The sequence below is a fragment of the Micromonospora kangleipakensis genome (genome assembly GCF_004217615.1).
GTDB lineage: Bacteria > Actinomycetota > Actinomycetes > Mycobacteriales > Micromonosporaceae > Micromonospora > Micromonospora kangleipakensis.
The window spans coordinates 5,595,154-5,618,075 of the sequence record NZ_SHLD01000001.1 but is presented as its reverse complement, the minus strand read 5'-3'; the positions used below and the strand labels follow the sequence as shown (position 1 = coordinate 5,618,075).

General features: G+C 69.2%; 16 protein-coding genes. 4 read left to right on the top strand and 12 right to left on the bottom strand.

Features of this window, described 5'->3' with window-relative positions; genetic code table 11:
* Positions 1-251: 251 nt before the first annotated feature.
* From EV384_RS26785 to EV384_RS26755, 7 genes are all read right to left on the bottom strand, one after another.
* Positions 252-3,200 (bottom strand): M15 family metallopeptidase, encoded by a 2,949-nt coding sequence (locus EV384_RS26785; protein ID WP_130337578.1) that lies wholly within the window; start codon positions 3,198-3,200, stop codon positions 252-254.
* A gap of 9 nt (positions 3,201-3,209) precedes the next feature.
* Positions 3,210-4,478, bottom strand: coding sequence for a hypothetical protein (locus tag EV384_RS26780; RefSeq protein ID WP_130337576.1), 1,269 nt, complete (start codon positions 4,476-4,478; stop codon positions 3,210-3,212).
* Between the two features lie 15 nt (positions 4,479-4,493).
* Positions 4,494-5,021, bottom strand: coding sequence for a hypothetical protein (locus EV384_RS26775; RefSeq protein WP_130337574.1), 528 nt, complete (start codon positions 5,019-5,021; stop codon positions 4,494-4,496).
* A 22-nt stretch (positions 5,022-5,043) separates the two neighbouring features.
* Positions 5,044-6,318, bottom strand: a complete 1,275-nt coding sequence (locus EV384_RS26770; RefSeq protein WP_130337572.1) for a hypothetical protein — start codon at positions 6,316-6,318, stop codon at positions 5,044-5,046.
* Complete coding sequence (locus EV384_RS26765; protein WP_130337570.1) at positions 6,311-8,509, bottom strand: hypothetical protein; 2,199 nt, start codon at positions 8,507-8,509, stop codon at positions 6,311-6,313. The genes EV384_RS26770 and EV384_RS26765 overlap by 8 nt, the downstream gene beginning before the upstream one ends.
* A 151-nt stretch (positions 8,510-8,660) precedes the next feature.
* A complete protein-coding gene (locus EV384_RS26760; protein ID WP_130337568.1) occupies positions 8,661-9,017 on the bottom strand; it encodes a hypothetical protein in 357 nt (118 codons plus the stop codon).
* A 122-nt stretch (positions 9,018-9,139) separates the two neighbouring features.
* Positions 9,140-9,940 carry an AfsR/SARP family transcriptional regulator gene (locus EV384_RS26755; RefSeq protein WP_207232471.1) on the bottom strand — a complete coding sequence of 267 codons (801 nt, stop codon included), beginning with the start codon at positions 9,938-9,940 and terminating at the stop codon, positions 9,140-9,142.
* 463 nt (positions 9,941-10,403) lie between these two features.
* On the opposite strand from EV384_RS26755, the gene EV384_RS26750 reads away from it, so the two are divergent.
* Positions 10,404-11,555 carry a CapA family protein gene (locus EV384_RS26750; RefSeq protein ID WP_130337566.1) on the top strand — a complete coding sequence of 384 codons (1,152 nt, stop codon included), beginning with the start codon at positions 10,404-10,406 and terminating at the stop codon, positions 11,553-11,555.
* Positions 11,556-11,679: 124 nt separating this feature from the next.
* Here the strand turns inward: EV384_RS26750 and EV384_RS35595 are convergent, their stop codons facing one another.
* Together EV384_RS35595 and EV384_RS26740 are read right to left on the bottom strand one after the other, a co-directional pair.
* Positions 11,680-11,886, bottom strand: coding sequence for a dihydrofolate reductase family protein (locus EV384_RS35595; protein WP_207232469.1), 207 nt, complete (start codon positions 11,884-11,886; stop codon positions 11,680-11,682).
* Between the two features lie 647 nt (positions 11,887-12,533).
* Positions 12,534-13,418 carry a PhzF family phenazine biosynthesis isomerase gene (locus EV384_RS26740; RefSeq protein ID WP_130337564.1) on the bottom strand — a complete coding sequence of 295 codons (885 nt, stop codon included), beginning with the start codon at positions 13,416-13,418 and terminating at the stop codon, positions 12,534-12,536.
* Between the two features lie 89 nt (positions 13,419-13,507).
* Here EV384_RS26740 and EV384_RS26735 point away from each other — a divergent pair, with 89 nt between their 5' ends.
* Positions 13,508-14,410, top strand: coding sequence for a LysR family transcriptional regulator (locus tag EV384_RS26735; protein WP_165440083.1), 903 nt, complete (start codon positions 13,508-13,510; stop codon positions 14,408-14,410).
* Positions 14,411-14,731: 321 nt separating this feature from the next.
* A complete protein-coding gene (locus EV384_RS26725) occupies positions 14,732-15,757 on the top strand; it encodes a DUF4331 family protein (protein ID WP_130337558.1) in 1,026 nt (341 codons plus the stop codon).
* An 801-nt stretch (positions 15,758-16,558) separates the two neighbouring features.
* Here EV384_RS26725 and EV384_RS26720 read toward each other — a convergent pair.
* Positions 16,559-17,203, bottom strand: a complete 645-nt coding sequence (locus EV384_RS26720; protein WP_130337556.1) for a hypothetical protein — start codon at positions 17,201-17,203, stop codon at positions 16,559-16,561.
* Positions 17,204-17,521: 318 nt separating this feature from the next.
* Between EV384_RS26720 and coaD the strand changes: the two genes are divergently transcribed.
* Complete coding sequence (gene coaD / locus EV384_RS26715; protein ID WP_242624307.1) at positions 17,522-17,971, top strand: pantetheine-phosphate adenylyltransferase; 450 nt, start codon at positions 17,522-17,524, stop codon at positions 17,969-17,971.
* Positions 17,972-18,378: 407 nt separating this feature from the next.
* Here coaD and EV384_RS26710 read toward each other — a convergent pair whose 3' ends face one another.
* Both EV384_RS26710 and EV384_RS26705 read right to left on the bottom strand, forming a co-directional pair.
* Entirely contained in the window at positions 18,379-19,173 is a 795-nt protein-coding gene (locus tag EV384_RS26710; protein ID WP_130337554.1) for a hypothetical protein, read from the bottom strand.
* Positions 19,174-19,199: 26 nt separating this feature from the next.
* The gene (locus EV384_RS26705) at positions 19,200-22,316 is read right to left on the bottom strand and encodes a CHAT domain-containing protein (RefSeq protein WP_130337552.1); all 3,117 of its coding nucleotides are present in this window, start codon (positions 22,314-22,316) and stop codon (positions 19,200-19,202) included.
* Between the last annotated feature and the right edge of the window lie 606 nt (positions 22,317-22,922).

Genomic DNA, 22,922 nt, shown 5'->3' with positions numbered 1-22,922 from the left:
GCGTCTGGGCTATCCAGCCGGTGACCACCGCGGGGTCCGCCCCGGCGTCGAGGGCCGCCTGGTGCCGCGCGAGCTTCGCGTCGCACTCGGCGATGGTGGCGTGAGCTGCGGCAGTGACCGTGGAGAGTACGCACGCCGGATACTTCAGTCAGTCGAGGCGAGGACGTTCCCGGCAGCTCAGGGCCCGTGGAGCAGCAACTCAAAGCCTCGTGATCGTTGCCGGCGCCGTGGTCGGGTGCCGATCCGGGATGTCAGGGCCGAGGTTGTGCCGAACCGGGCGCCTTAGGAGGGCGTCTGGTATAGGAGGCCAGTCCAGCAAAGAATGCCTTGGCGTGCTCCAGGCGCACATTCTCGAGCGTAGCGTCATCGGCGTCATCTTGTGGGTCGAGGTTGGACACTGATCGCCAGCGCGCATCGACGACCCGTAGCGCAAGGAGGATGTTGGGATACATCAGCCTGAACAGCGCCGTCCGACCCCTGCGAGGATCGGTGAACTGGGGCATTGCGGTCAGGAAACCCTTGAACGGAGGTGCGCCCAGAGATATCTTCGGCACCAACTCCTGGTAAGCCGCTATCTGCGACTGCGAGAGCTGCTGCCTGCCCGAGTTGAGGAGCTCGGCCAGTACGAAGTGCTCCAGGTAGGTCCGCCGTTGTTCGCCGGGGAAGAAGTCGCGTTCGACACTCGAGCGTTCGAACGAGCCGGTGGTGGGCTGGAACTTGGCGAATTCCTTGAACTTGCCGCGTAACTCATCGACGATCTGCCGCTCCATCTTGCGGGTGGCGATCTCGTCGTCGATCCCCGCGGTGATACGCGCCGTCGGGGTGGCTCCAGCCCGGCGTCTGCCCTGCACAAGGCGAGCCGCATGTATGGATTCGTGCGCGATGCTCTCCAGCCACTGCCCTTTTGCCTGCAGCGATACCTGCTGGGTCGGATCACCGGTGCCATCAGGCCGCTCAATGAATATTATGTCACCGGCGAGATAGTTGTCCGGACTACCGAAAGGAGAGAACTGCGAGCCGTGGAGGGACTCTAAGACGTATACTCGGCGTCGGCCCTGGTGGGTGCCTGCAGTGAAGACGCCGTCACCGTTCTGGAACTTGTTTACCTCGGAGCCGACAACTCCAGCAATGTATTTCTCGTCGAGAACTTTGACGATGGATTTGTAGGTCGTCGACTGTTTGAGCAACCGTATTACCGAGTCTGGTACCCCCGTTAGCCGTGCGTAAGCTTTCAACGCCTTGCCAAACTCACCGGTCGAGACGGCGATATTGCCGCTCGGCTCTGCGGACCCGCCCGCCTGATACTCGACTGCGGCGGCCTCATCCTCGAACGCTTCGAGTTCGGCGGCGCTGGAGTCCGGCTCCGTGCGGATGCCCCTGGCGAGTTCTGCGGGCGTGACGTTGATCTGGAAATGCATGGTGTCCTTGGTGGACCGCCACCGACCGCCCCATGCGAACACCTGGTGACCGTCGACCGTTCGGATGGCCTCGACGGCTGCGACCTGAGCGGGTGTGAAACTGGTGTCGGCCCTTCCCTGACGGACGTCTCGGCACCGGTCCTCCTTGGTGGCCGCCGAGGAGAACCGGACCGCCCGTCCGTCGGGTGTGGCCCGGTTGACGTTGCAGGTCGGCCGGGCATGGTCGATGTCGATCGCGAGCCCGTAGGCGTGCAGCGACCGGGTCTGCTGGCCGCCGATGTCGCGGCAGTTGTACACCCACGCTCGATGGGCCTGGTAGCCGGCAGCGACCAGAGCGTGCTCGAGTGCCCGCCATGCGTCCACGGTTTCCGGGTTGACCGGGGTGTTCCATCCGAACAGCCGAAGCGTGCGCATCTTGGGCTGCGCGCATTCGTAGTCGCGCCAGGCCGTCCGCAGCTGCGACGTCCGCCGGATCGGCGGGCGGGAACCGGCCGGTACCGCCTCGAGCTCCTGGCCACCGCCGTCCTCCCCGAGGTCGGCATCCTCGTCGGTGATCGCCTCGTACAGCGCGTGGCGGGCGAATTCCTCGGCTTCGAACAGCTCCTCGGCCTCGAACGCATTCGCCGGCTCGTCCAGCGATTCGAACTCCGATGCGAACTCCGGGTCGGTAAAGAGCTCGGAGTCGTCCTCGTCGAGGAACTCCGGGGCTGCTTCGCTGTCCCACGAGTCGTCCTCGTCGAGGAACTCCGGGGCTGCTTCGCTGGCCCAGAGCGAGTCGCTCTCGGCCTCGGTCGATCGGCGCGATGATCGGCAAGTGACCAACGTCGTGCCGGGGAGGCTGGCGTCGGATTCGGCCAGCAGCCGCCACCCGTACCGGCGCGGAATGGCGCAGTGTTTGGTCGAGGTGGACTCGATGCGGTACCGCCCGCCCAGTCCGGAGTCGCCGGCCAACGCCCGGCACAGCGCTGCCTGCGCACGCTGCATGTGGGCCTTGTTGTCTGGGTCGTGCTGGATGGCCCGGAACGCACCGGAGCGTTGGAAGGGCGCCGAGGTGTTCCTGTCGCGGTCGACGTGGCGCCGGATCCATTGGACCAGATTGTTCGGCGGCGGATAAAAGGCGTCGAAGTAGTGGATTTCGTCGGGGTCGTTGGAGGCGAGGATCTGCTCGATCGTGTACCCGCCTCCGGAGTGCGCGGTGAGGATCAGCCGGCCGCGCTTGGCGGCGATCCCGGTAGTACTGCTGAACTCCCGTAGGCAGTCGTCGATGAACTTGTCCAGCCCACCCGGGGCGACCAGGGTTGGGAAGCGGAACTTGGAACCTCCGACGAATTTTCCCCCGGGCAGGATCGTCAGGGTCGGGCGGCGCCGACCGGCCACTGCGGGGTTGTCCGGGTCGGTGAAGTCGAGACCGCTGATCGGCAGGACGTCGTTGACCACATGCAACTTTCGGGCCGTCGTGTTGTCGCCGTGGAAGTGCACGACAATGTCGATCCGCGTCGGCTTGGCCATCGCGTTCCACTGCAGGACCACGTCTGGGCTCGTGCTGCCGGCCGGCAGGGCGAGCCGGCCGCCGCCGGTCGAGACGTCCGGAGTCTCCGGTTCGGCCTGCGCATGCCCGAACGGCGACTCGAACAGGCCCCCGTTGTCCTCCATGGCCTCGTGGTAGAGCTCGTGCCCGGGCCACGACGGCGGCAGGATCTCCACTTCCGTGGACGTCGCGTCGACCTCGGAGGGGAACGGGGACTCCGCCAGGCTGGCGTCTGACAACCAGGTGTCGCTCATCTCGCCGCCTCAGGTCCGGTGGCCGTTGGTGGATGCCGCGGCCAGCGCGGGCGCCGCCGGGCCGGGAGCAGGGGTGGGCACCCGCAGCGGCTGAGCCGGCGGTCGCGGGGCCGCAGGTGCGCCCGGGACGTAGGACGTCGTCGTCTTGATCCGGGTCCCGGTGGCCGACTGCCAGAGGTCGATGATCCGGTTGACCTCGATGTTGAGCGTGGTCGGTGGGCCGTTAGGCACGTTCGGCAGGTAGAGCGACTCCGGCGCGCCGCCGGGGTTGAACAGGCCCAACTCGATTCCCCACAGCAGCGAGGACATCGGTTCGGCCAGCTCGAACAGCTCCCGGGAGCGCGGCGCCGGCGTCATGCCGACCCGCTCGCCGAGCTTGGCCAACCGTTCGGCCGGGCTGGTGGCGGTGGCTTGCAGGTCCTGCACGACCGGCGTGTCGTACTCGACGGTGAGGTGGCACAGGCTCAAGCCGGCGACGAAGGTCTGCTCCTCCCTGGCTAGCAGGCCGCCCTGCCGGCGGTTGCCCAGCATGTCGTCGATGGCCTCGGCCAGCAGGCCGACGTACTGGGCGTCGGTGGCGTTGGCGCCGACCTGGTTGACCTTGTTCTCGTAGCCGGTCCAGACCTGGGTGAACAGCTCGTTCAGGCGGCCACCGAAGGCGGTGTTGACGCCGTTGCCGACGTCGACCTTCCAGCAGGGTGTCGACGCCCCGCCGGCGCACCCGCAGGACGAGGGCATCGGGTGGGGCAGGTCGAAGGCGAACATCCGCCAGTAGGCGTTGCGCCGCTGGCAGCGGATGTCGCTTCGCAGTCTGCTCTCGATCGCGGCGATCGAGAAGTTCGGCTGGGCGCGGAAGAGCAGCTCCTCCATGGCCCTCGCCCACTGCAGAGTCTCCGGCCGCAGCCGCCCCAGCGTCTCACCGCGCATGATGCGGCTCAGGATCTTGGCGATAATCTCCCAGATGCCGGTGCTTTCGATGAGGTAGGCGTACATGAGGTGATCCGACAGCAATGGGCTGTTCTGCCGGCCAGGGGGCGTGTAGTCGCCCGGCCGGGCGAGGTCGACGCCGGGTTCCAGCGTCCGCAGCAGGGTTTCCGGCATGTCGAAGTCGGCGATCACCGTCGTGCTGCCGAGCTGGGCCAGCCTGGGGGTGTTGCCGATCACCGGAACGTTCGGCGCAGCCGCCCACGCGGTCTCCAGCCACCGGCTCAGCTGCAGCGGGTGGACGAGGAAGAGGTCGGGGGGCGACGCGAACTTGTTGGCGAGGTAGCGGTACATGGTCCACCCTCCGGATTAGTCGGTGAACGCCGCGAGGGACGGGCCGAACGCGAGAAACGTGTCCTCGCAGTCGAAGACCTCGACGCGGGAGATCGGCATGGCCTGAGTGATCCTGTCCAGGCTCAGGCGGTTGGCCGCCGGATCCGCGTCGACGCGCTCGGTGACCGGGCCGGACGACAGGGTGCCCGGGCTTTCGACGATCGCGTAGGCCGACGACACCGGCAGCGGGTCGTCGACGACGATGTCGTTCTCGGAGCGGCGCATGTTCAGCCCGCGGGGGGCTCCGGCCCGCCCGAGCAGCCCGCGCAGGACCTCGTAGTCCCGCGCGGCCCGGGATCGGACGGGGTCCGGTGCCGGCCCACCGCCGTAGCCGTCCCTGCCGGTGAGGTGGGCGAGCAGCGACAGTGCCCGCGCATCGTTCACCTCGTCTCGTGTGATCGCGGAACCGATCGTCTCGAGCGCGGCGACCAGGCGAGCGGCGAGGTCGGCGTCGAGGGCGACCGCCGAGGGGGCCGGGTCCCCGGTCGGTTTCGTTGTGGCCATGGTGGCTCCCTCTTTCTGTTGTTCAGACCACGGTGGCGCGCGTGAGCACGGGTGGGGTGGCAGGTTGTTGCAGCCCGCCGAGGGTGGCGACCCACCCGCGGAGGGTGCGCCAGTGGAAAGGCGCGTTCCTTGGGTCGTCCAGCGCCCGACCGGCGAGCCAGGCGAGGATCCGTACTGGCTCCTTGCGGGCCAGGTAGCTGGACGTCAGCAGCGACGGCCCGGCCCGGCGGGCCAGCTCCGCGAGGGCCGCTGGCGCCACTCGGCGGGGATCGGCCACAGTGGAGAACGGACGGCCGCCGAGGGCCTGCATCGGCTGTCGGGTGCAGGCGTCGACCAGGTCGCCGAGCGCGGCGATGCTGAGCCGGGCCAGCCGGGCCCCGTCGGAGCCGTGCCGCCCGCTCAGGTGCCGCTCGGCCCAGGTGCGGGCCGTGGCGTCCCACGGTCCCGCCCCGAACCACACCCGGCAGAGGGCGGCGTTGAACAGCACCCTGACCAGGGGGAACGGGTGCGGATCACCGGGGATGATCCGCAGCACCGCGTCGGTCGGACCGTCGACCACATTGGCCAGCGCCGGCACCGGCGACCAGCCGCACAGCGCGAAGGCGTGCACGTCGGCGGCGACCTCGCTGGCCCAACTTCGCCACAGGGCGGCCAGTTCGGTCGACCTGCCGACCAGCACCGAGGCCAGCGCGTCCGCCAGCTCTGCGGTCCACCCGGTGAGGTGGGCGAACTGGTGGCCGGTCTCGTGGAACAGTGCCGTTGGATGCGGCAGTGAGTGCCAGGTGAGCTTGATCGCCGCGGCGGGCGACGGGTTGGCCTGATCCCACAGTCGCACGCCGGCGCGCAGGATGGCGGCGCCGCGGCCTTGGTCGAGGTAGCAGAGCACCGGCGGGCTGTCGATGCCGAGTGGCCGAAGCAACGCCTCCAGGCCGTCGGAGGCGAGGGTGTCGAAGCCGCGGAGCAACGCGGCCAGCCCGGGGTTGCTTCGGGTGGCGATGGCATCGCCGTAGAAACCCAGGATCGTCTCCGCCCGGAAGTACCTGCGCCGTAGCCGCAGGACGCGATCCCGCAGGTCGGGCAAATTGGCTTGGCTACCGGCTGCTGCTTCAAGCTGGGCCGCCTCGAGCCGTAGCCCGGCGACGATGGCGGCCAGCCGATCCCGCACCTGCACCCGCAAGTACTGCTCCAACCCGTCCCAGGCGGCCGGGGAGGCGACGACGTCGAGGTCGGCCATCGCGTCCACGGCGTATCGCCAGTGCGCGAGCTCGGCCGCCAGCTGATCGGTGGAGTCAGTCACGATGCCGACCCGGGCGGACGGTGACGGTGGGGGCGTCTGGCCTGCCGGCGGCTAACGCGGCCCGGTCGGCGAACCCGAATTCGAAGGTGAGCGTCACGCCCTCGGCAGCGTCCCGCGCGGCAGCGGCCAGGGTTGGCGCCAGGGACCGCAGCTGCGCGGAGATTGCGGCCACCATCCGCTCCCCAACGCCAGCGGCCAGCGCCCTTGCCTGCGCGGCGGTGAGCGCCGCGCCCGGCGTGCGTTCCGCCTGGCGTGCGATCCGCCCGGGCAGCGGTTGCTGTGCGATGCCGAGGATGAGCGACCGGAAAGCGGCCACCAGCCGGACGTCGGCGTTCTGTGCCAGCAGCTCCGTGACCCGGTGGGCGGCGCGCTCGCTGAGGCGCAGGTGCACCCGTAGCACAGGGCGGGGACCGGTCAGCACGAGCAGCACGACCGCTCGTTTGAACCGGCGCCGGTGCCGCCCGCCGCGGCCGGGCACCACCCGGTAGTAGCGGCGGCCGACGCCGCCGTACGCGGGACGCCCGAGACCGGGCTGGTTGAGCAGCAGCGCGGCGGTGTTCGGCGTGAGATCTTCGAACTCGCTCGGGTCGACCTGACCCTCGGACGCGGCCAGGTGGCCGAGATGGGTGCCGGGCAGCGCCTCGTAGACGTGGACCTCCGCTTGGGCCGGCCAGCCGGCGGCTCCCTCGTCGAGGAAGCGTTGCTCCAGTGTGCCGCCGTCGGAGAGCACGATGGCCCGAGCGACGTTGCGGCTGATCCGAACCGGGAAGATCCGTGAGCACTTCCGGTACCGGTAGCGGCGGCCGGGGCCACGTGGCATCAGCACCCACACCGCCGATTCGCCGTCGATCTCGTTCGCGTCGAGGTCGGCACGGAGCAGCTCGGCGGGCAGGTGCCGCGCGGCCGCCGCAGCGAACGCCTCCTGCAGCTCCGCCCGCACCCGTAGCGGCTCTGCCAGCGACTCCGGCGGCAGCTGGCCGACGGCCCGGATGGTGTCCTCCAGCATCGACACCAGCGCCTCCACGCCGAGCTGCCCGCCCGTCGAGGACTCCGCCTCCAGGCGGAGCAGTGCCAGTCCCTTGTCGGCGATGGCGCGGGACAGCGCTTTGGCGGCCTGCGCGCCGACGTGGCCCTTCATCAGCTCGGCCAACGGCCTGGCGATCAGCCCGACGACCTTGTCCCTGCCGATTGCGCCGATGCCGGCGCGGATCAGAGGAAGGGCAGCCATCACGGCGGGAATGAACTGCTCCACCTCGGTGGTGAGCACCGAGCCCGGTTCGGCCTCGGCGAGTTGGTCGGCGAGGGTGGCGCGTGCGGCGTCCAGGCCGGCCACCGCGGAGGGGCCGTCCTCGTCGGCGTCGGCCTCCGCTTCGGCCATCAACCGGTCGGCCATCGAATGGTTGCCCGTGAGTACCGTGTTGGCGAGGTGGGCGTCGAACAGCTCGGCGAGCGCGGCACCGGTGGTCGGCTCCGCCGGTGCTGGTTCGGCGGCCGGCGTCGGTGTTGGCAATGCGGCCGGCGCCGATTGGGTGGACGGAAGGGTGATCCCGAGCTTGGCGGCCAGCGCGGCTGCGTCATTGCGCAGGTTTTGGGGCAGCCGGTTCAGGGCCTTGCTGAGGACCCACTTCAGCATCGTCGGGACGATTCGCCGGAGCGCCCCGACCAGCGGCCCGACCAGGAAGCGGCCGGCGAACGCGACGCCACGCTTGGCCAGCGTGGCCACGCCTCTGAGCAGCGAGCCCGCCTTCCGGGCGAGGGCGGGGATGAAGTTCTCACCATCGAGGCCCGGCCGGCCCTCGGCGACTAGGGCCTCGGTGAGCGCTCCGCCGATCTCGCCGTCGGTCAGAGATTCCGGCGTCCTGGCTGCGAAGTGCTGTTCGACGTGTTCCAGCAGGCGGTCGGCTTCGGCGGCGACTCCCGCCATCCAGTTCTGCACCTCGCCCGTCGCCAGGTGCTCGGTCGCCTCGGTTGACCAGGTGCCGGCCGACGCCAGGTGCAGGCCGGCGGCCTCGTCGACGAGGTCCTGCACAGCCTCGTCGAAGCCCTCGTCGGTCAGCTCACCCACCAGCGCGGCGAAGGCCGCGTCCGACTCCGACTCGCCGCCGTCGAGCAGCCCCTCGGAGAATGGGCTCGACAGCAGTCCCACCAGGTCCTGCTCGCCGTACCCGGAATCGGCAGCTTCGGAACTCACGCGAGCATCCATCGGCCGCACGCCGCCAGTGAATGGCGACGACGACGCCTCGGCTGCTGGCGCCTCGGGGTAGACCACGTTCGAGTGCCCGTTCATCAGCGCCTCCTGAACCATCCGGCCGGACCATACGGAGGCCGCGTCCCCGCCAGCGTCAACGCCGCGTCAGCCGCCCGTCGATTTCGTCGTCACCCGCGGGCAAGGGCACCGGCCGCTGCCGCGACCGGTTCGTCCGCCCCGCCGACGGCCGAATCCGGAACTCCGACCACATCAGGGCCGCGTAACGCTCGAGTTGGTGGCGCGCCTGGGCCACATTGCGTTCGGCGAGGAAGATCTTGATCAGGGCGGCATTCGCCGACTCCCGCAACGGCTCACCGGCGATCGCGGCGAACGCCGCCTCGGTCGCCTCGTTCGGCGTCTGGTGGCGTGGGCCCGCCGGCATGGCGAGGTCGTGCGTGCCGGCATCGAGGGCACTGGATCCTACGGAGCTGGCCTGGCCAGGTACCTGCACGGCGTGGTCGTGGTGGTCATCGAGGTAATCAACCTGATCGCAGCGCGCGCCGGATGAAGGGCAAGTCCGATCCTCTTGATGCGTACGCTGCCGGTGCAGTGCTCAACGGGTCCGCGACCGGCTCACCGAAGTCCCGTGCGGGCGCGGTGGAGGCCGTCCGGGTACTGCGGGCTGCTCGCCGCGGTGCGGTCAAGGCCCGCACCCAGGCCGTCAACCAGCTCAAGGCGTTCGTGACGGCGCCTGAGGACGTGCGGGAACGTCTGGGCGGGCTGCCGCTTGTCGCCTTGATCCGCGTCTGCGCCCCGGTGCGCATGGACGCCCATACGGTCGAGCAACGCAGGCGATGGGTCGAGGCCGAGCTCGCGCCACAATAGACTCGCGTACCAGTCGAGCTGCTGGTGCGCCTGGGCAACGTTGCCTTCCGCGAGATAGGTGTCGATCAACGCCGTGTGCCCGGATTCGCGCAGCGGCTCGGCCGCGATGACCGCGAATGCGACATCGATTGCCTGCGAGTAGCGGCCGAGCTTGCGCAGGCGGCGCGAGAGCGCCTCGAGCGCATGCACCTGAAGTTGGCGGATTCGTTCCCGTTCGAGCAGCAGCCAGTCTTCGTCCCAGCCGGGCAGCAGGTCGCCAACCAATGGCGTTATCTGGGTATCAGCCGGTCGCAGCTCCGGATCGTCGGACAGCAAGCGCGTCGCCTGGGCCTGGGTGCGATGCACGTCGACCTCGACCGTTTCATCGAGCCGCACCCGGTCGCGCGCCGCACGGATCAGCTCTGGGTGCGCCTGCCGGATCCGCCAGAGCGCCGTTCGCAGGCTGGCGTGCGCCCGTTTGGCGGCGACCTCCGACCAGAGCCGCTCGGCGAGCACATTGCGGGCGCAGTCCGGCCGGCCAATCCGGTCCAGCGACAGGAAGGCGAGCACCCGACACGCGTGAGTCGGTACGAAAACGGGTGAGTCGGCTATCGTCAGGCTGAATCCGCCGAGGAGCGAAATCTGTGGCGGCGGTGGCACGGCTCCGGCCATCGCGCGAGGCCCGGTGGGTTGCATCGGGGCCCCCTCTGCTCAGCTGACACCCCGACTGTGCGCACCATCGTGACCCCGTGTAGTCGGAGAAATCAACGGGGTGTCACTGTTCCGACGTGGCGTTGACGCCGGCACGACACCTGGAAGATCCGGGTTGCCGCGTACCTGGCGGCCCAGGTCGGCCGAGCCGCTTGGTTGTTGACGTCGACCGCCGACGGTGGGCAACCGAGGCCGACGCCCGCCGCGACGTGTTCCGGTGGATCGCCTTCTACAACCGTGACCCGACCGGTTTGTCACCTGAGGGTTGCAGAGCTTGCGATTGCTCGCCCCGGCCTCGATCGGTGACGCGAAGATAGTTCATATGAGGAGGATGTCGTCTGGCCTGCTTCTGTCGGTCGTACTCGTGGCCGCCTGTGGCGGCCCACCCGGCCGTGCGGACACCAAGCCGCCCGGGCGAGCTTCGACCGCCAGCCAGTCGCCTGCGCCGAAAACCCAGATCACCGTCGTCGCCGCCGGTGACCTCTTGGTACATCCCGAGTTGACGGCCCAAGCCGCGACCGACGCCCGCGCCGCCGGACGCGTCGGCCACGATTTCACCCAGGTCCTGGCCGCGGTACGGCCGGTGGTGAGCCGGGCCGACCTGGCGATCTGCCACATGGAGACCCCACTGGCGGAGCCGTCCGGCCCGTTCACCGGTTACCCGATCTTCAGCGTGCCCCCCGAACTGGCCGATGCCGCAGCATGGGCTGGTTTCGACACCTGCTCGACAGCGTCCAACCACTCCCTCGACACGGGTCTACCGGGTATCCGCCGCACCCTGGACAGGCTGGACCGGGTCGGATTACGCCATGCCGGGACCGCGCGCAGCGCGCAGGAGGCAGCGCGGCCCAACATCCTCGACGTGGCCGGGGTGAAGGTGGCCCAGTTGTCGTACACCTTCGGTTTCAACGGCATCCCTCGGCCTGCCGGCCAGGACTGGGTGGCGAACCTCACCGACCGCAACGCCATCCTGGCCGAGGCACGGCGGGCCCGCGACCAGGGTGCAAGGATTGTCATCCTGTCGATGCACTGGGGCACGGAGTACCAGAACAAGCCGAACGACGACCAGCTCCAGCTCGCCCGGGATCTCCTCGCCTCACCCGACATCGACCTCATCGTGGGCCACCACGTACACGTGGTACAGCCGTTTGAAAAGATCGGCACGAAGTGGGTGGCGTACGGGCTGGGCAACTTGACCACGTACGGCTCTGAGGAGAGCACCCAGCAGGCGGCGGTGCCAGAGTTCACCTTCACCCGTACGGCGTCGGGCCGATGGGAGGTGAGCAGCGTCGAGGTGCACGCGACCTGGATGCAGTACCAGCCGGCGGCCCGGGTGGTCGACCTGGCCAGCGCGGGAAACGACGTCCGGACGCCAGAGGAGCGCCGAACCGACCTGGCCCGCGTCCAGCAGCAGATCACCCGGTACGTCGACATGCGGGGTGCCCTGGCCGCCGGGCTACGGATGCGGCGCTGACCGTCACGCTGTCTTCCCCCGAAGGGCCACAGCACCGCGACCTCTCGTCGACCCAGGCGACGGTAGCCCGCCCCGACGGGAGCGGCCTACCGTGCAGGACCTCAGCGGACGACGTCGTACACCTTCATCTGGACGCCGTGGCATACGTGGCGTGCTCGACCAGCGCCAGCTTCTGCTTGTCGGCGCCCTCGGTGGCGAGGAGCCGCTTTCCGCTGCCGACGATGACCGGGAAGACCAGCAGGTGGTAGCGGTCGACCAAGCGGACGGCGGCAAGGCCCTGCGCGAGGGTGGCGCTGCCGTGCACGAGGATCGGGCCGCCATCGCCCGCCATCGCCCTGCTTGAGCTCGGTCTCGGCCTGGTCGCCGTACAGCCCGGAAGTACCAGCAACCCACGGCACCGTGGCAGCCCTCGACCGACCGGACGACACCCGCCACCTGCGTACCGGGCCGAAGCGGGGGCTGACCAGCTACGCCAGCAATTGGCGTGTCGTGGTGGGCCAACGTCGGGGTTGTAGAGGAACGGCACCATGGGCGTGACCAGGCCGTCGGCATGACGCGCTAGCGTCGGTATGGGTCGCGAGGGCTGGAACTCCTATCCCAGGGACAGCGCCCTGACCAGCGTCTCCTGTTGGCGAACTAAGCCACGGGACGTCTTTGCTGCACTCGCGATGGTCGTAGCGACGCTTGGCGGTGTCGACGGCCGTTGGTAAATGGCAGAGTCGGTGCCTGCCATGAATTTGTACGGCACCGTGCCGCTCGCCGCTCAGGTGCTACGCATCGGCCACTCGTCGCAGGAACCTTGCCGGGTTTGTCTTGGCTTCTGCAGACCTAGTGCGGTGTCCACTAACGTTCGCCGGGTTTCCGGCGGGTGTTGTGGATCCTCGCCGTAGCAGGCGAGCGACTCCCCACTGAGCCAACACCGCCCCTACGACAATTTCCCAACCCCGACCAACCCGGCCAACGTTTGTGGACACGGCACTAGCGGATCGATCTGGCGCTGCCGGTCACCTGCACGCGGTCGTCGTCTCGGGTCACGTCAACGAGCAGGCGGCTGGGGCTACCCATGTCCGCGCCCTGCAGGAGCGTGATCTGCGCCGGAGGGTCCACGAGGTGGAGTGCCCGAAGGTAGCCGCCGAAGGCGGCGGCGGCCGCTCCGGTGGCGGGATCCTCCACGACACCGCCGGGCGGGAAGGGGTTGCGGGCAGAGAAGAGCAGCGGCGTGTGGGCGTGTACGAGTTGGAGCGTGGTCCAGCCGCGCTCGGCCATCAGGGCTGCCAGCGTGCCGTAGTCGTAGTGCAGGTCCGCCAGGCGGGTGCGGTTGGACACGGCGAGGACGAGGTGATCGTTGCCGGCGTACGCGACGTGTACGGGGTACCGGGGGTCCAGGTCGGTGGAGCGCCAGCGTAGCGCTGCCAGAGCGGCGGCGAGCTCCTCGCCCGAGGCGGGCCGGGTACGGGTGGGGACGCTGGTGAGCGTGGCGGTCAGGCCGGCATCGCTCTCAGCGGTGTTCACCTCGACAGCGCCGGCGAGAGTCTGAAACAGCAGCGGCCCGCTGCCGCGGCGTTCGGCCAGGGCGACGGCGGCCGCAATCGTCGCGTGTCCGCAGAACGCCACCTCAGCCAGTGGGCTGAAGTACCGCACCCGGAACTCCCCGTCCCGCCCGGTGGGTTCGAGGAACGCCGTCTCGGAATAGCCGACCGAGGCTGCGACGGCCAAGCGGGTGGCGTCGTCGAGGCTGGCCGCCTCCAGTACGACACCTGCGGGGTTTCCGCCGGCGGCCCCGTCCGGGAAGGCGGCGTAACGCAGCACCTCCACGTCGGCGACCTCGGGCCGCGCGGTAGTCGCGTCGTCTGTGTCAGTCATCGAGGACCTCCCGGGGCTAGTCTCGCCGGGTAACGCCCATCGAGTCCAACGATGAGTCATGATGAGACCAATCAAGGAAAGGAATGGCAGTGGAGACGGACCTGCTGCGAACCTTCACCACCGTGGCCCGCACCGGCAGTTTCACGGCCACAGGGCGGGAGCTGGGCTTCGTGCAGTCAACGGTGACCGGGCATGTGCAGGCCCTCGAGCGGCACCTGGGCGTCCGGCTGTTCGACCGGCTTCCGTCCGGGGCCGTGCTGACCGACGCCGGCATCCGGCTCCTGTCGTACGCCAACCAGCTGCTCGATCTGGAGGGCCGCCTTGCCTCCGAGGTGCCCGCCCGAGACGGCCGACCGTCTGGCCGGGTGCGGCTCGTGGCTCCTGAGTCCGTGTGCGCCTACCGACTTCCCGCCGCGCTCGGCAAGCTCCGCCTCCTCGCGCCCCAAATCCGGCTGTCGCTCGCACCAGGGGGCACTGCGCAGGCACTCCAAGCCGTACGCGCCGGCGCCGCCGAAGCAGCTCTGCTCCTCGAACCCGACATGGCCGTGGCAGACCTCCATCTGGAACCCCTCGGCGCCGAAGAACTCACCGTTGTCGCCGGGCCCGACCTCGACCTGCCGGCAGGGACAGTCACCTGGGCGCAGCTGGCCGAGCACGACGTACTCCTGCTCGAGGAGGGCTGCAGCTACAGCGATCAGGTGGCCCGCAGCCTGTTCGTCGTCGGACAACCGGACTTTCGCCGCGTCCGCTTCGGAAGCATCGAAGCCGTGAAGCGCTGCGTCGCGGCCGGGCTCGGATGGGCCGTGCTGCCCACCGCCACCGCCACCGCCGAGCTGCAGGCGGGCGCGCTCATCGCCGTTCCCGGGCCACTCCCACCCGCGCCGACCGTCTACCTCGCCACGCACCCCGACCGCACGCTCAGCGCCGGCACCACGCTCGTCCTCGACCAGCTCCGCGCGCTATGGAACCCGGGCTCACAGCAGGAGCCGTGACACAAGCTCGGCGTGAGTCGCACGGGTGCGGCGTCCCAGGCGATCGAGTCGGCCTCCTCCTCGTCGCCGAAGCCCTCGTCGTACGCGACCAAGCGGCCCGCGCGTGACTCCTCGTCGTACCCCCGCCGGCGGTACCTGCTCGACGGGGGGCAAGCGGAGGGCCCGCCCCGGTCGCAATCTCTAGCGCGCGCAGGATCGGGCCGTTGAGCACGCGTCCGGCGGCCCGATCGGCGTAATGTCGCTGAATTGGACTCTTGTGGGCTTTTCGCCCGTCTAGCCTCGGCCCGGTCCTGCATCAGGCGCAACCTCGGGAGCCAGCCCATGTCGCACCACCTCGACACCCCGCTCGCCGCCCAGACCGGCCAGCTCTACCTCGACGACCTGTACGTCTTCGGCGGCGAACGCGGCACCGTGTTCGTGATGGACGTGAACAGCTCGGTGACGAAGGCGGACATCAAGCCCGGCTTCCACCACGAGGCCCGGTACGAGTTCAAGATCCACATCAACGGCTCGGAGATGGAGGAGCTGACCTACCGCGTCACCTTCGGCGAGTTCGACGCCCAGGGCGGGCAGGACCTCGCCCTGCACGCGCTCACCGGCGCCGACGCCCGCGACGACGCGGCGACCGGCACCCTGCTCGCCGAAGGGCGCACCGGCGCGGAGGTGACTGGCGAGCACGTGCGGATTTGGGCCGGGCGGATCACCGACCCCTTCTACATCGACCTCGACCAGCTCGCCACCGTCAACGACGCCTTCAAGAACGGCGCCAAGCTGGACCGCAACGCCTGGAAGCCGGAGAATGCGAAGAACAGTTTCGCCGGCACCACCGTCGACTCGATCGTCCTCGAGGTCTCCGACGAGCCGATGCTGGGCCAGGGCACTCAGATCGGCGTCTGGGCGGCCACCAGGCTCGCCACCGACGCCGGGGGATGGCGGCAGATCAACCGCGCCGGGCACCCGATGATGTGGCCGATCTTCTGGCCCACCGACACGGACTTCAGCAATCCGGCCAACACCCGGCACCCGTGCGAGGACCTGCGCGCCGACGGGGAGGAGATTGCCACGGCGGTGGCCCGGGTGGTTGCCGCGAACGGAACCGCGCCGGACCCGCAGGCGTACGGCTGGAACGTGGCCCGCGCGCTCTACCCGGACGTTCTGTCGTACGAAGTCGGGACCCCGGCGAACTACGGCTTCGCCGCACACAACGGCCGCACCATGGCCGACAATGCGCCCGAGGTGATGTTCTCCCTGGTGCTGAACACCGGCATGGCCTCCGGCCTCACCCCGGACATAACGAAGGAAGCCCGCCCCGACCCCTTCCCGTACGTGGTGCCCGCCGGGCGGTGAAGCACCGCGGCCGCACCGACTGGGTGCACTGGCAGGCCGGCCCGCGCTGCTGCTGCCCCGCCTGATCGCCGTCTGCGTCGGGGGCGGTTGTCGAGGCAGGTCGAGAGGTCTCCGGGGTGGTCATATCGTTGTGAACGCCAGTGACGGTGAGAGCGATGTCGAGCTCGGCTTTATCGGCGGCGCCACAGGGTGGGCGAGCTGATCGTCGCCCAAGCTTCCTGGTTTGGCCCGCAATCCATCTCCCGTCGGACGTATTCGGGAGCAGGTCGGGAGCATCGGGGCTGCGGTGCATGCGGCCTGAGCCTGGCTGCACTGGTTTCGGCTGCGGCCGCACTGCTTCATCAGCGCCGCGGAGGACCTGCCTGATCGGGGTCGAGGCACCCGATCCTGTCATGCGTGCTGTGAGGTTGGGATCGGGGGAGCATGGTGGGAGCAATTGGGTGTCCTGAACGGTCGTCAACGGCATGCAACGACACCGAACGGCAGTCAAGCGCGCTAACCCCTACCTGCGGTCTTCCGCTTTCACAGGTCAGAGTCGGTGCAGCGTCCTGCTTCACACCGAAGAGGTCACTGGTTCGATCCCAGTATCGCGGCATCTGTCATGGTGGCCCTTGACGCCGGCGAGTACGTGCTACGTCTCGTCGCGGAACTCGGCGACTTGGTCTCGTAACCGGGGCCCAAGTCGGAAGCGCGCGGTCGGCGGCAGATGTGCGCACCTCCGCCTGGAGAGTCTGGGTGGCCTGCCTGCGCCCGGCCCGCGATTTCGAGGCCGTATGACGACTTGAGGAGATCCAGGACTGATTAGACAGTCATCACTGCACTGAAGTGGGCGGCTACCTCATCAGCGATGGACTCGGCATCCTGGGCGCCGTTCACCTCGATCACGCGAATGCCCAAGGCCCTGGCCCGCTGGGCGGCGTCCGCGGCGAGGATTCGGTCACGTTCCAGGCGGTTGCGCTGCGCTCGTGCGGGATCGGGCAGGTCCGCACCGAACGCAGCGGCCCGGGGTAGGGTCGCAGCCTGGTGCCGGCGCCACTCATCGGTGGGAACCAGCACGATCACGCGACGTAGGTCGCCGGCCACGGTGACGACCAGATCGGGCCGCAAGTTCCACCCGTCGACCAGGATCGGGTGCGGGGAAACCAAGGCGCGCAGGTCGTCCAGCACCCAGGGGAATTGTTCGGCGGAGTTGTCGAGCGCGCGGTTCGCCATCTCACGGGGCGAAAGCTTGGTCCAGTACTCCGACCAGTCCGTCGGCGGTTGCCCGCGCCGGGCCCGCGTGGCGATCCGGCGATCCTCGTGGGTACGGGAGTCGTGATAGTCGCAATGGTAGTGGGTCAGGCCGTACCGGCCGGTGAGGATGGCGCCGACCGTGGTTTTGCCAGCCCACTGTCCGCCGCCGATCCAGAGCGCGTTACGAATTGTCCCGTCGTACGTCCATTGCATGGCGTCGAGACTGCACCGCCGATCGCGAAAGAAACAGTCTTGTTCTCGACGTCCACTTTTGGTCTATTTAGGGAGAGGAAGCTCTTCGCCTCTCACCCGACTGCGCTCGCCCGAGCCGTCGGCCCCTGATGCACTGATCTCGGCATGTGAGCGCGCCGATGCGTTCCGAGATCAACACGCTAAACGCGGCTAGATCAGGATGTCGGCGGTGGTCGGTGGTGACGACAAGGCCTAAAGTCGGGTCGGCACATGTGCGGCTGGGATGATCGTGGCCATGTGGTTGGAGTCGCGGTGACGGCTACGTCGGATCGTGGAGTGGTGCCGGTACACGGTTCGTTGGCGGTCTATCCCGGTACGTTCGATCCGTTCACCCCGGGGCACCGCGACCTCGTGGCCCGCGCCCGGGTGATGTTCGACCGGGTCATCGTGTTGCTTGCGGTAAACCCCGACAAGCGACCAACCGCCGAGGCCACGGCCAGGGCCGCACGCGTGCGCGACGCCATCTCGGCAGCCTGGGGCAATGTCGAGGTGGACACCTGGACCGGCCTGACCACCGCCTACTGCGTGCGCCGTGGCGCCACCGTCATCGTCCGCGGCGTACGTAGGGCCGCGGACCTTCGCCAGGAGTACCAGCTCGCAGCGATGAACGAGAAACTCGGCGTTCAGACCGTCTGGTTGCCGACGCGTCCGCAGCTGGCCGCCACTTCGTCCACGGTCGCACGCGCATACCGCTCGGCACAGTCGGGCCCGTCCATCCCTGAACTCTGAAGAATGATCCCCGGGGTAACTGAACGGTGGCAACGCCTCGATGTCGGATGCACTCTTCTCGGCAGACATCCGGTCGTCTCCGGCGCGCTGTCAGCGGCTACTTCTTTAATTTCGAAGGGCGTGCCACCAGGACATCCTTCCTCCTGGCCATCCTGCCAGGGATCAGGGTGTCCGGCCCAAAGGGGGAAGCTCACTCCGCGTCAGCGCAGGCCCCACACGTGTCTCCGGTGGCGGCGTTGGCCAGTTCGCTGCCCATGATGAACTCGGGCAACCGCGGGGAACCGCAGCAGCCCGACCGGGGTGATGCGGCTGTAGCGGCCGGCGCGTTCGTCGTCGGTCAGTCGCAGCGCGGCCAGCCCGGACCCGGTGGTCCACGCCCCACGCGTCACGACTGCATGGTCACCCGGTCACAGGGCACGCAGCCGGTCGCGAAGAGGGCGAAGGTCGCCGACCGCAGCCTGATCGCCTCGTGCCGTGGCGATGGCGCTGGCCCGCTCGACATGGTCCATCTCGTCGGCGATCCGGTGCGCCTCGATCCGCATCCGGTCCCGGTCGGTCACGGCCGCGTCTGCCCGCTGGGCCGCGGCGGCGGCGTGCGCCTCCGCAGGTACCCGCCCAAAGTAGTATCCGATCACGACCCCGGCCAGGTTGAGCAGGGCATTGAGCAGATCCTTGACACCAGGCGCCTTCGCTGTGTCTCCGACCACTCCCAGCGCCTTCAACGCCATCCAGAGCGTCAGCCCGACGATCATCAAAGCCAGCACAGTGGCGGTGAGCTCGCGTACCCACTGGAGGTCGATAGTGCTCCGGCCGCCGAGACCGCTGCCACCGTGGCCGCCACCACTATCACCGCCGACCGGGCCGAGGGCGGGTGATGCTGGTGGCCGCCGGGGTGGCGGCACGATCGCGGCACCGTTGCCGGGCGGCGGAAACCCCGCCGCGGCGGGCGGCGTCCTGTCCCGCCCGGGAAACAGGCCCGGCTCCGCCGCGCGCAGCGCGGACTTCGCCGATGGGTACTCGTCGAGGAGCGCCATCGCCTGCTCGAGCGTCTCGGCCTCGGACTCCGGACGTTCGTTGGCCGCGGCGGTGAGCTCGTCGATCCGCTGCCCGAATGCCGCCCGGTGATCCTCGGGCACCGCTCGGAGCACTGCGTCGCGTTTCGTACGCAGCGCCTCCACCAGCCGAAGCAGTTCGTTGGCCATCTCCGCCTCCCGGTTGCTACTCAAGATCACGGCTTTGCCGAGAGCGTGAGCCCTGGGTGTCCGTACACGGCGTATGCCAGCCAGGTCGCGTTGCCGGGGTCCAGCTGGCGGACGTCGGCGCGCGCCAGTCGGACCGCCCGGGCCAGCGGCCGGCCGGCCACCAGTCCGTCGTAGACCGCGATCGCGAACTTTGCCGCCAGCTCGTCATCGATGAGCCAGTTGGCACCGATGAAGGCGCGGCAACCGAGTGTGAGGAAGCGCTGCACCCAGCCGTCGTCGCCGACGACGCTCACGGTTTGCCGCCCGCTGTGACACGCGTTGAGAAACACCAGCGGGGTCGCCGACAGCAGGCCGCTTTCGAGGTCGGTACCGATGATGTCGTCGAAGGAGAGCGTGCCGCGGTCGAGCTCAATTGTCGCCACCGTGGGATCCCCCGGACGCAGCAGCCCGTGCGTAGCGAAGTGGAAGAGGTTGGTGCGGCCGGCGGCCATCATGCTGAGCACCTCATCGGCACGCACAGGGTAGGGCCGGGGCAGTCGCACCGGCGGCCACCGGTTCGGCAATTGCTCCAGGCACAGGGCCTCGGTGCGTACCGCGAGGAGGTTGGTCGTCGGGATCACTGGCGCGATGTCGCCGATCTGCAGCCGCGCTCGCGGAAGCTGGCCCCCGTCGCTGTAGTACCAGCGGGACAGGTCGAACCGGGCGCAGAGGTACTCGTCGGTGCCGGGCGGCAGATCCGCGCCCCACGGCTTGACCAGTTCCCAGGGAATCCACGGCTCGTTGCTGTACACCAGCAGGCTGGACCCCGTCGGAAGCTGCTTGAAGAGCTTCTTCAGGTGCGGTGTGAACAGCTTGTAGTAGAGGTTCTCCCCCATCTTGCGGATCCGCGATTCCCGGTGGCCTCCGTCGTCGGGTGAGCGACTGCGGGACGCGTCGCCGAGCTTCGTGAAGATGTCGGCGAGCAGCGCTCCGGCCGAGGTGTTCAGCACGACCTGTCCGGCGTCGATGACCGGCCAGTTCTGCGCCCGCCACTCGAGGCTGTAGCTCAGCGTGTCCTGCCCTTGTGCCCGCGCCCGGTTGACAGTCAGGATGACGTCGGGTGCGGCGTCGTCCTGGGGGATGCCGCGCGGGCGGAAGCCTACGTGGCGTGCGCCCGGGCCCGGCTGGGCGGTCACCGACACAACGGTGGTGACTTGGCCCAGCAGGTCGCCGCCGACGAAGAAGCCGACGTTGATCTCGTTGGTGCCGGCTGCACCGGGGCGGGCCCGCAGGTCGAACGTGACCGTGTCCCCGTCCCGGTCCGGGTATACGGTCAGCTCGGCCCGGCGCCGAGCGCCGATGACTTCGAAGGCCGCTGACGGATAGACAACCGCGTACACCGCGGCAGCGCCGGTCGGCTGGCTGTCTTTGTCGCGTGTCGGCGCGAAGTCGACGGGCGCGGACGTCCCGCCGGCGACCGGTGACTGTCGCAATTGGACGGTGAGGGCGAACGGAACGCCCGCCCGTACCGCCTCCGGCGTGACGACGTCGGCGTACCGCGCGACGGCCGTGGCGGGCACGGCCGCCTCTTCGCCCGAGCCCATGCCGCCGGGCTCGCCGCGGCGGGCCCGGGAGAGTACGCGAACATTTCCGACCTGGGCGATCGGTGCTGCGGTCGTGGTGTCCCACAGGTGCAGCCGGCCGTCGATCTGGGTCGTCATGAGCTGGCCGTTGTCCGCGAACCTCGGTGCGATGCCGGGTACGTCGAAGAGTACCGCCCCGGTGTCGGCCTCCGCGACCGTGGTGCTGCCAGTCCGCATAGTCGACTCGTTGGCGCGGAAAACCCATGCGTCCCGAGTGGTCGCGAGCTTGTCGCCGGCCGGCGCTATCTGGACGTCGTCGCCGCGCAGCCGGTACCGCTCGCTGCCGGTTCGGGCGTCGAGGCCGACCACCTCGCGGTCGACGGCCACCACGATGTCTCGTCCAGGCACCAACCGGAGTCCGCTGCCCTCGACGGTGAAGTGCCGTCCGCTGGATAGGTGCCAGGCCGCGTACGTCGACCAGTCCTGCGGCACGAACACCATCTCGCCGCCGGGGAACCTCGACGGCGCGGCGCCGTACCCGTGCCGCAGCGCCACTCGTTCGGCCGCCGGGAGTGTCCGGATTCGGGCTCCCGTTTCGGCATCCCACAGCACCACCTCGGTACCCACCACGGTTACGACGATGTGCCGATCCGGCGCAAACATCGGTGCTCGGCCCGGCGCCCGGAATCGAACTTCGCCGTCGGCCAGCGCGACGAAGGTGCAGGTGCCCACCTCGCCGGCGGCCTTGTCGGCGACGCTCAGCGGATCCTCGACGGCGATGACGTCGCCGTCGGGGCTGAACGCGGCCCAGCACCCGGCAAGCTCGCGCGCCTGCGCGCCCGTCGTGGTGTCGTACACCCGCAGGACATCACCGACGTGCTCGATTTCGCCGTCGGGTGTCCAAGTGTCGGCGCGGTGGTCGACGACGGCGAGCCGCCGGCTGTCGGGGGAGAATCGGGCGTCCTCCGACGGCACCGAGGTGACGCGCCGGCCGGTCGCCGTCTCCAGCACGTCGCTGTGCTGCCATTGGATCGCCAGCACGAAGGCGCCGTCGGGCGACAGCCGTACCCGCATAGCGTCGATCGGCACGGTCGCCACGCATAGGCCGGATGCGACGTCCCAGATCTTCACCAGCCCGGCGGCGGTGGTCACCGCGTGCCCGCCGTCGGCCGAGAACGCGGTGTCCCGCGGCGTGTCGAGATGGCCGTCACCGTACGCGCCGGATGGCATCGCGAGCGCCATCGGACGCTCGCGCAGCGGCAGGTACGGCACGTCCATCGGAGCCTCCGCCGGCTTCAGTGCCGCGTCGCAGGCGCCGGCGAGGCTGGCGAGGTCGGTCTCCGGCACGGACCGCAGCGTCAGGACCGCCGCGCCGTGCAGCAGCGCGAAATTCAGGTACGCGACGAACTCGGCGGCCAGCCGGTCGGACCACCACGGCAGATCGTCACGCAGGTCGGCGATCGTGACGACCTCTGCCTCGTACCCGGCGATCGGGTGAAGCTGATCCAGCCGCCGCAATCGCTCCCGCTGCTCGTCGGGCGGAAGTACGGCGAGGACGTCGTACTGGACTTCGCGATTCATCCCTCATCCCCCACTGTGGCGCTGAAATTACAATACGAATGCGGCCGTCCACGGTAGGTGTCGGCAAGCCGACTGTGGCGCGCCTTCCGGGAGTAGCGCGCCCACAGAGTGGCTCCGCCGAGCAGCGGGCCGACAGCTACGCCGCGCTGCCAACGAACTGGCCGCGCTGCCGCAATCACAATCGCGGTGGCGCGGACGGCTCCCGGCTGCTCGGCATCGTGCCCGACGCCGCCAGCCGCGCATCCGGCACGGCTGCCTCAAGACCGACACGAAGTACGACGAAGTCAAGGCCTGGACACCAATACAGCGAGATCAACAAATTGCTGCTTGACAAACAACATCATGGGATGCTTTGACAGGTGGAGCGCCATGCCTGCCGAGTCTCAATGTCACATAAGGGCGTTTCGGCCGGGATGCCTTGGCGTGGTGGCGGCGGAGCAGGTCGCGGTGCCGGCGCAGGACGGTGTCCGGGGAGACGATCAGGTGCAGTTGCCGCAGCGTCGGCCTGGGTAGCCGGTGCAGGAGGGCGGCCAGGAGCGCCCGGTCGGGCGGGGTGAGGCGGGGCTTGTCGATCTGGCGCTGCCGACGGCGAGTTGGTGGCGCACG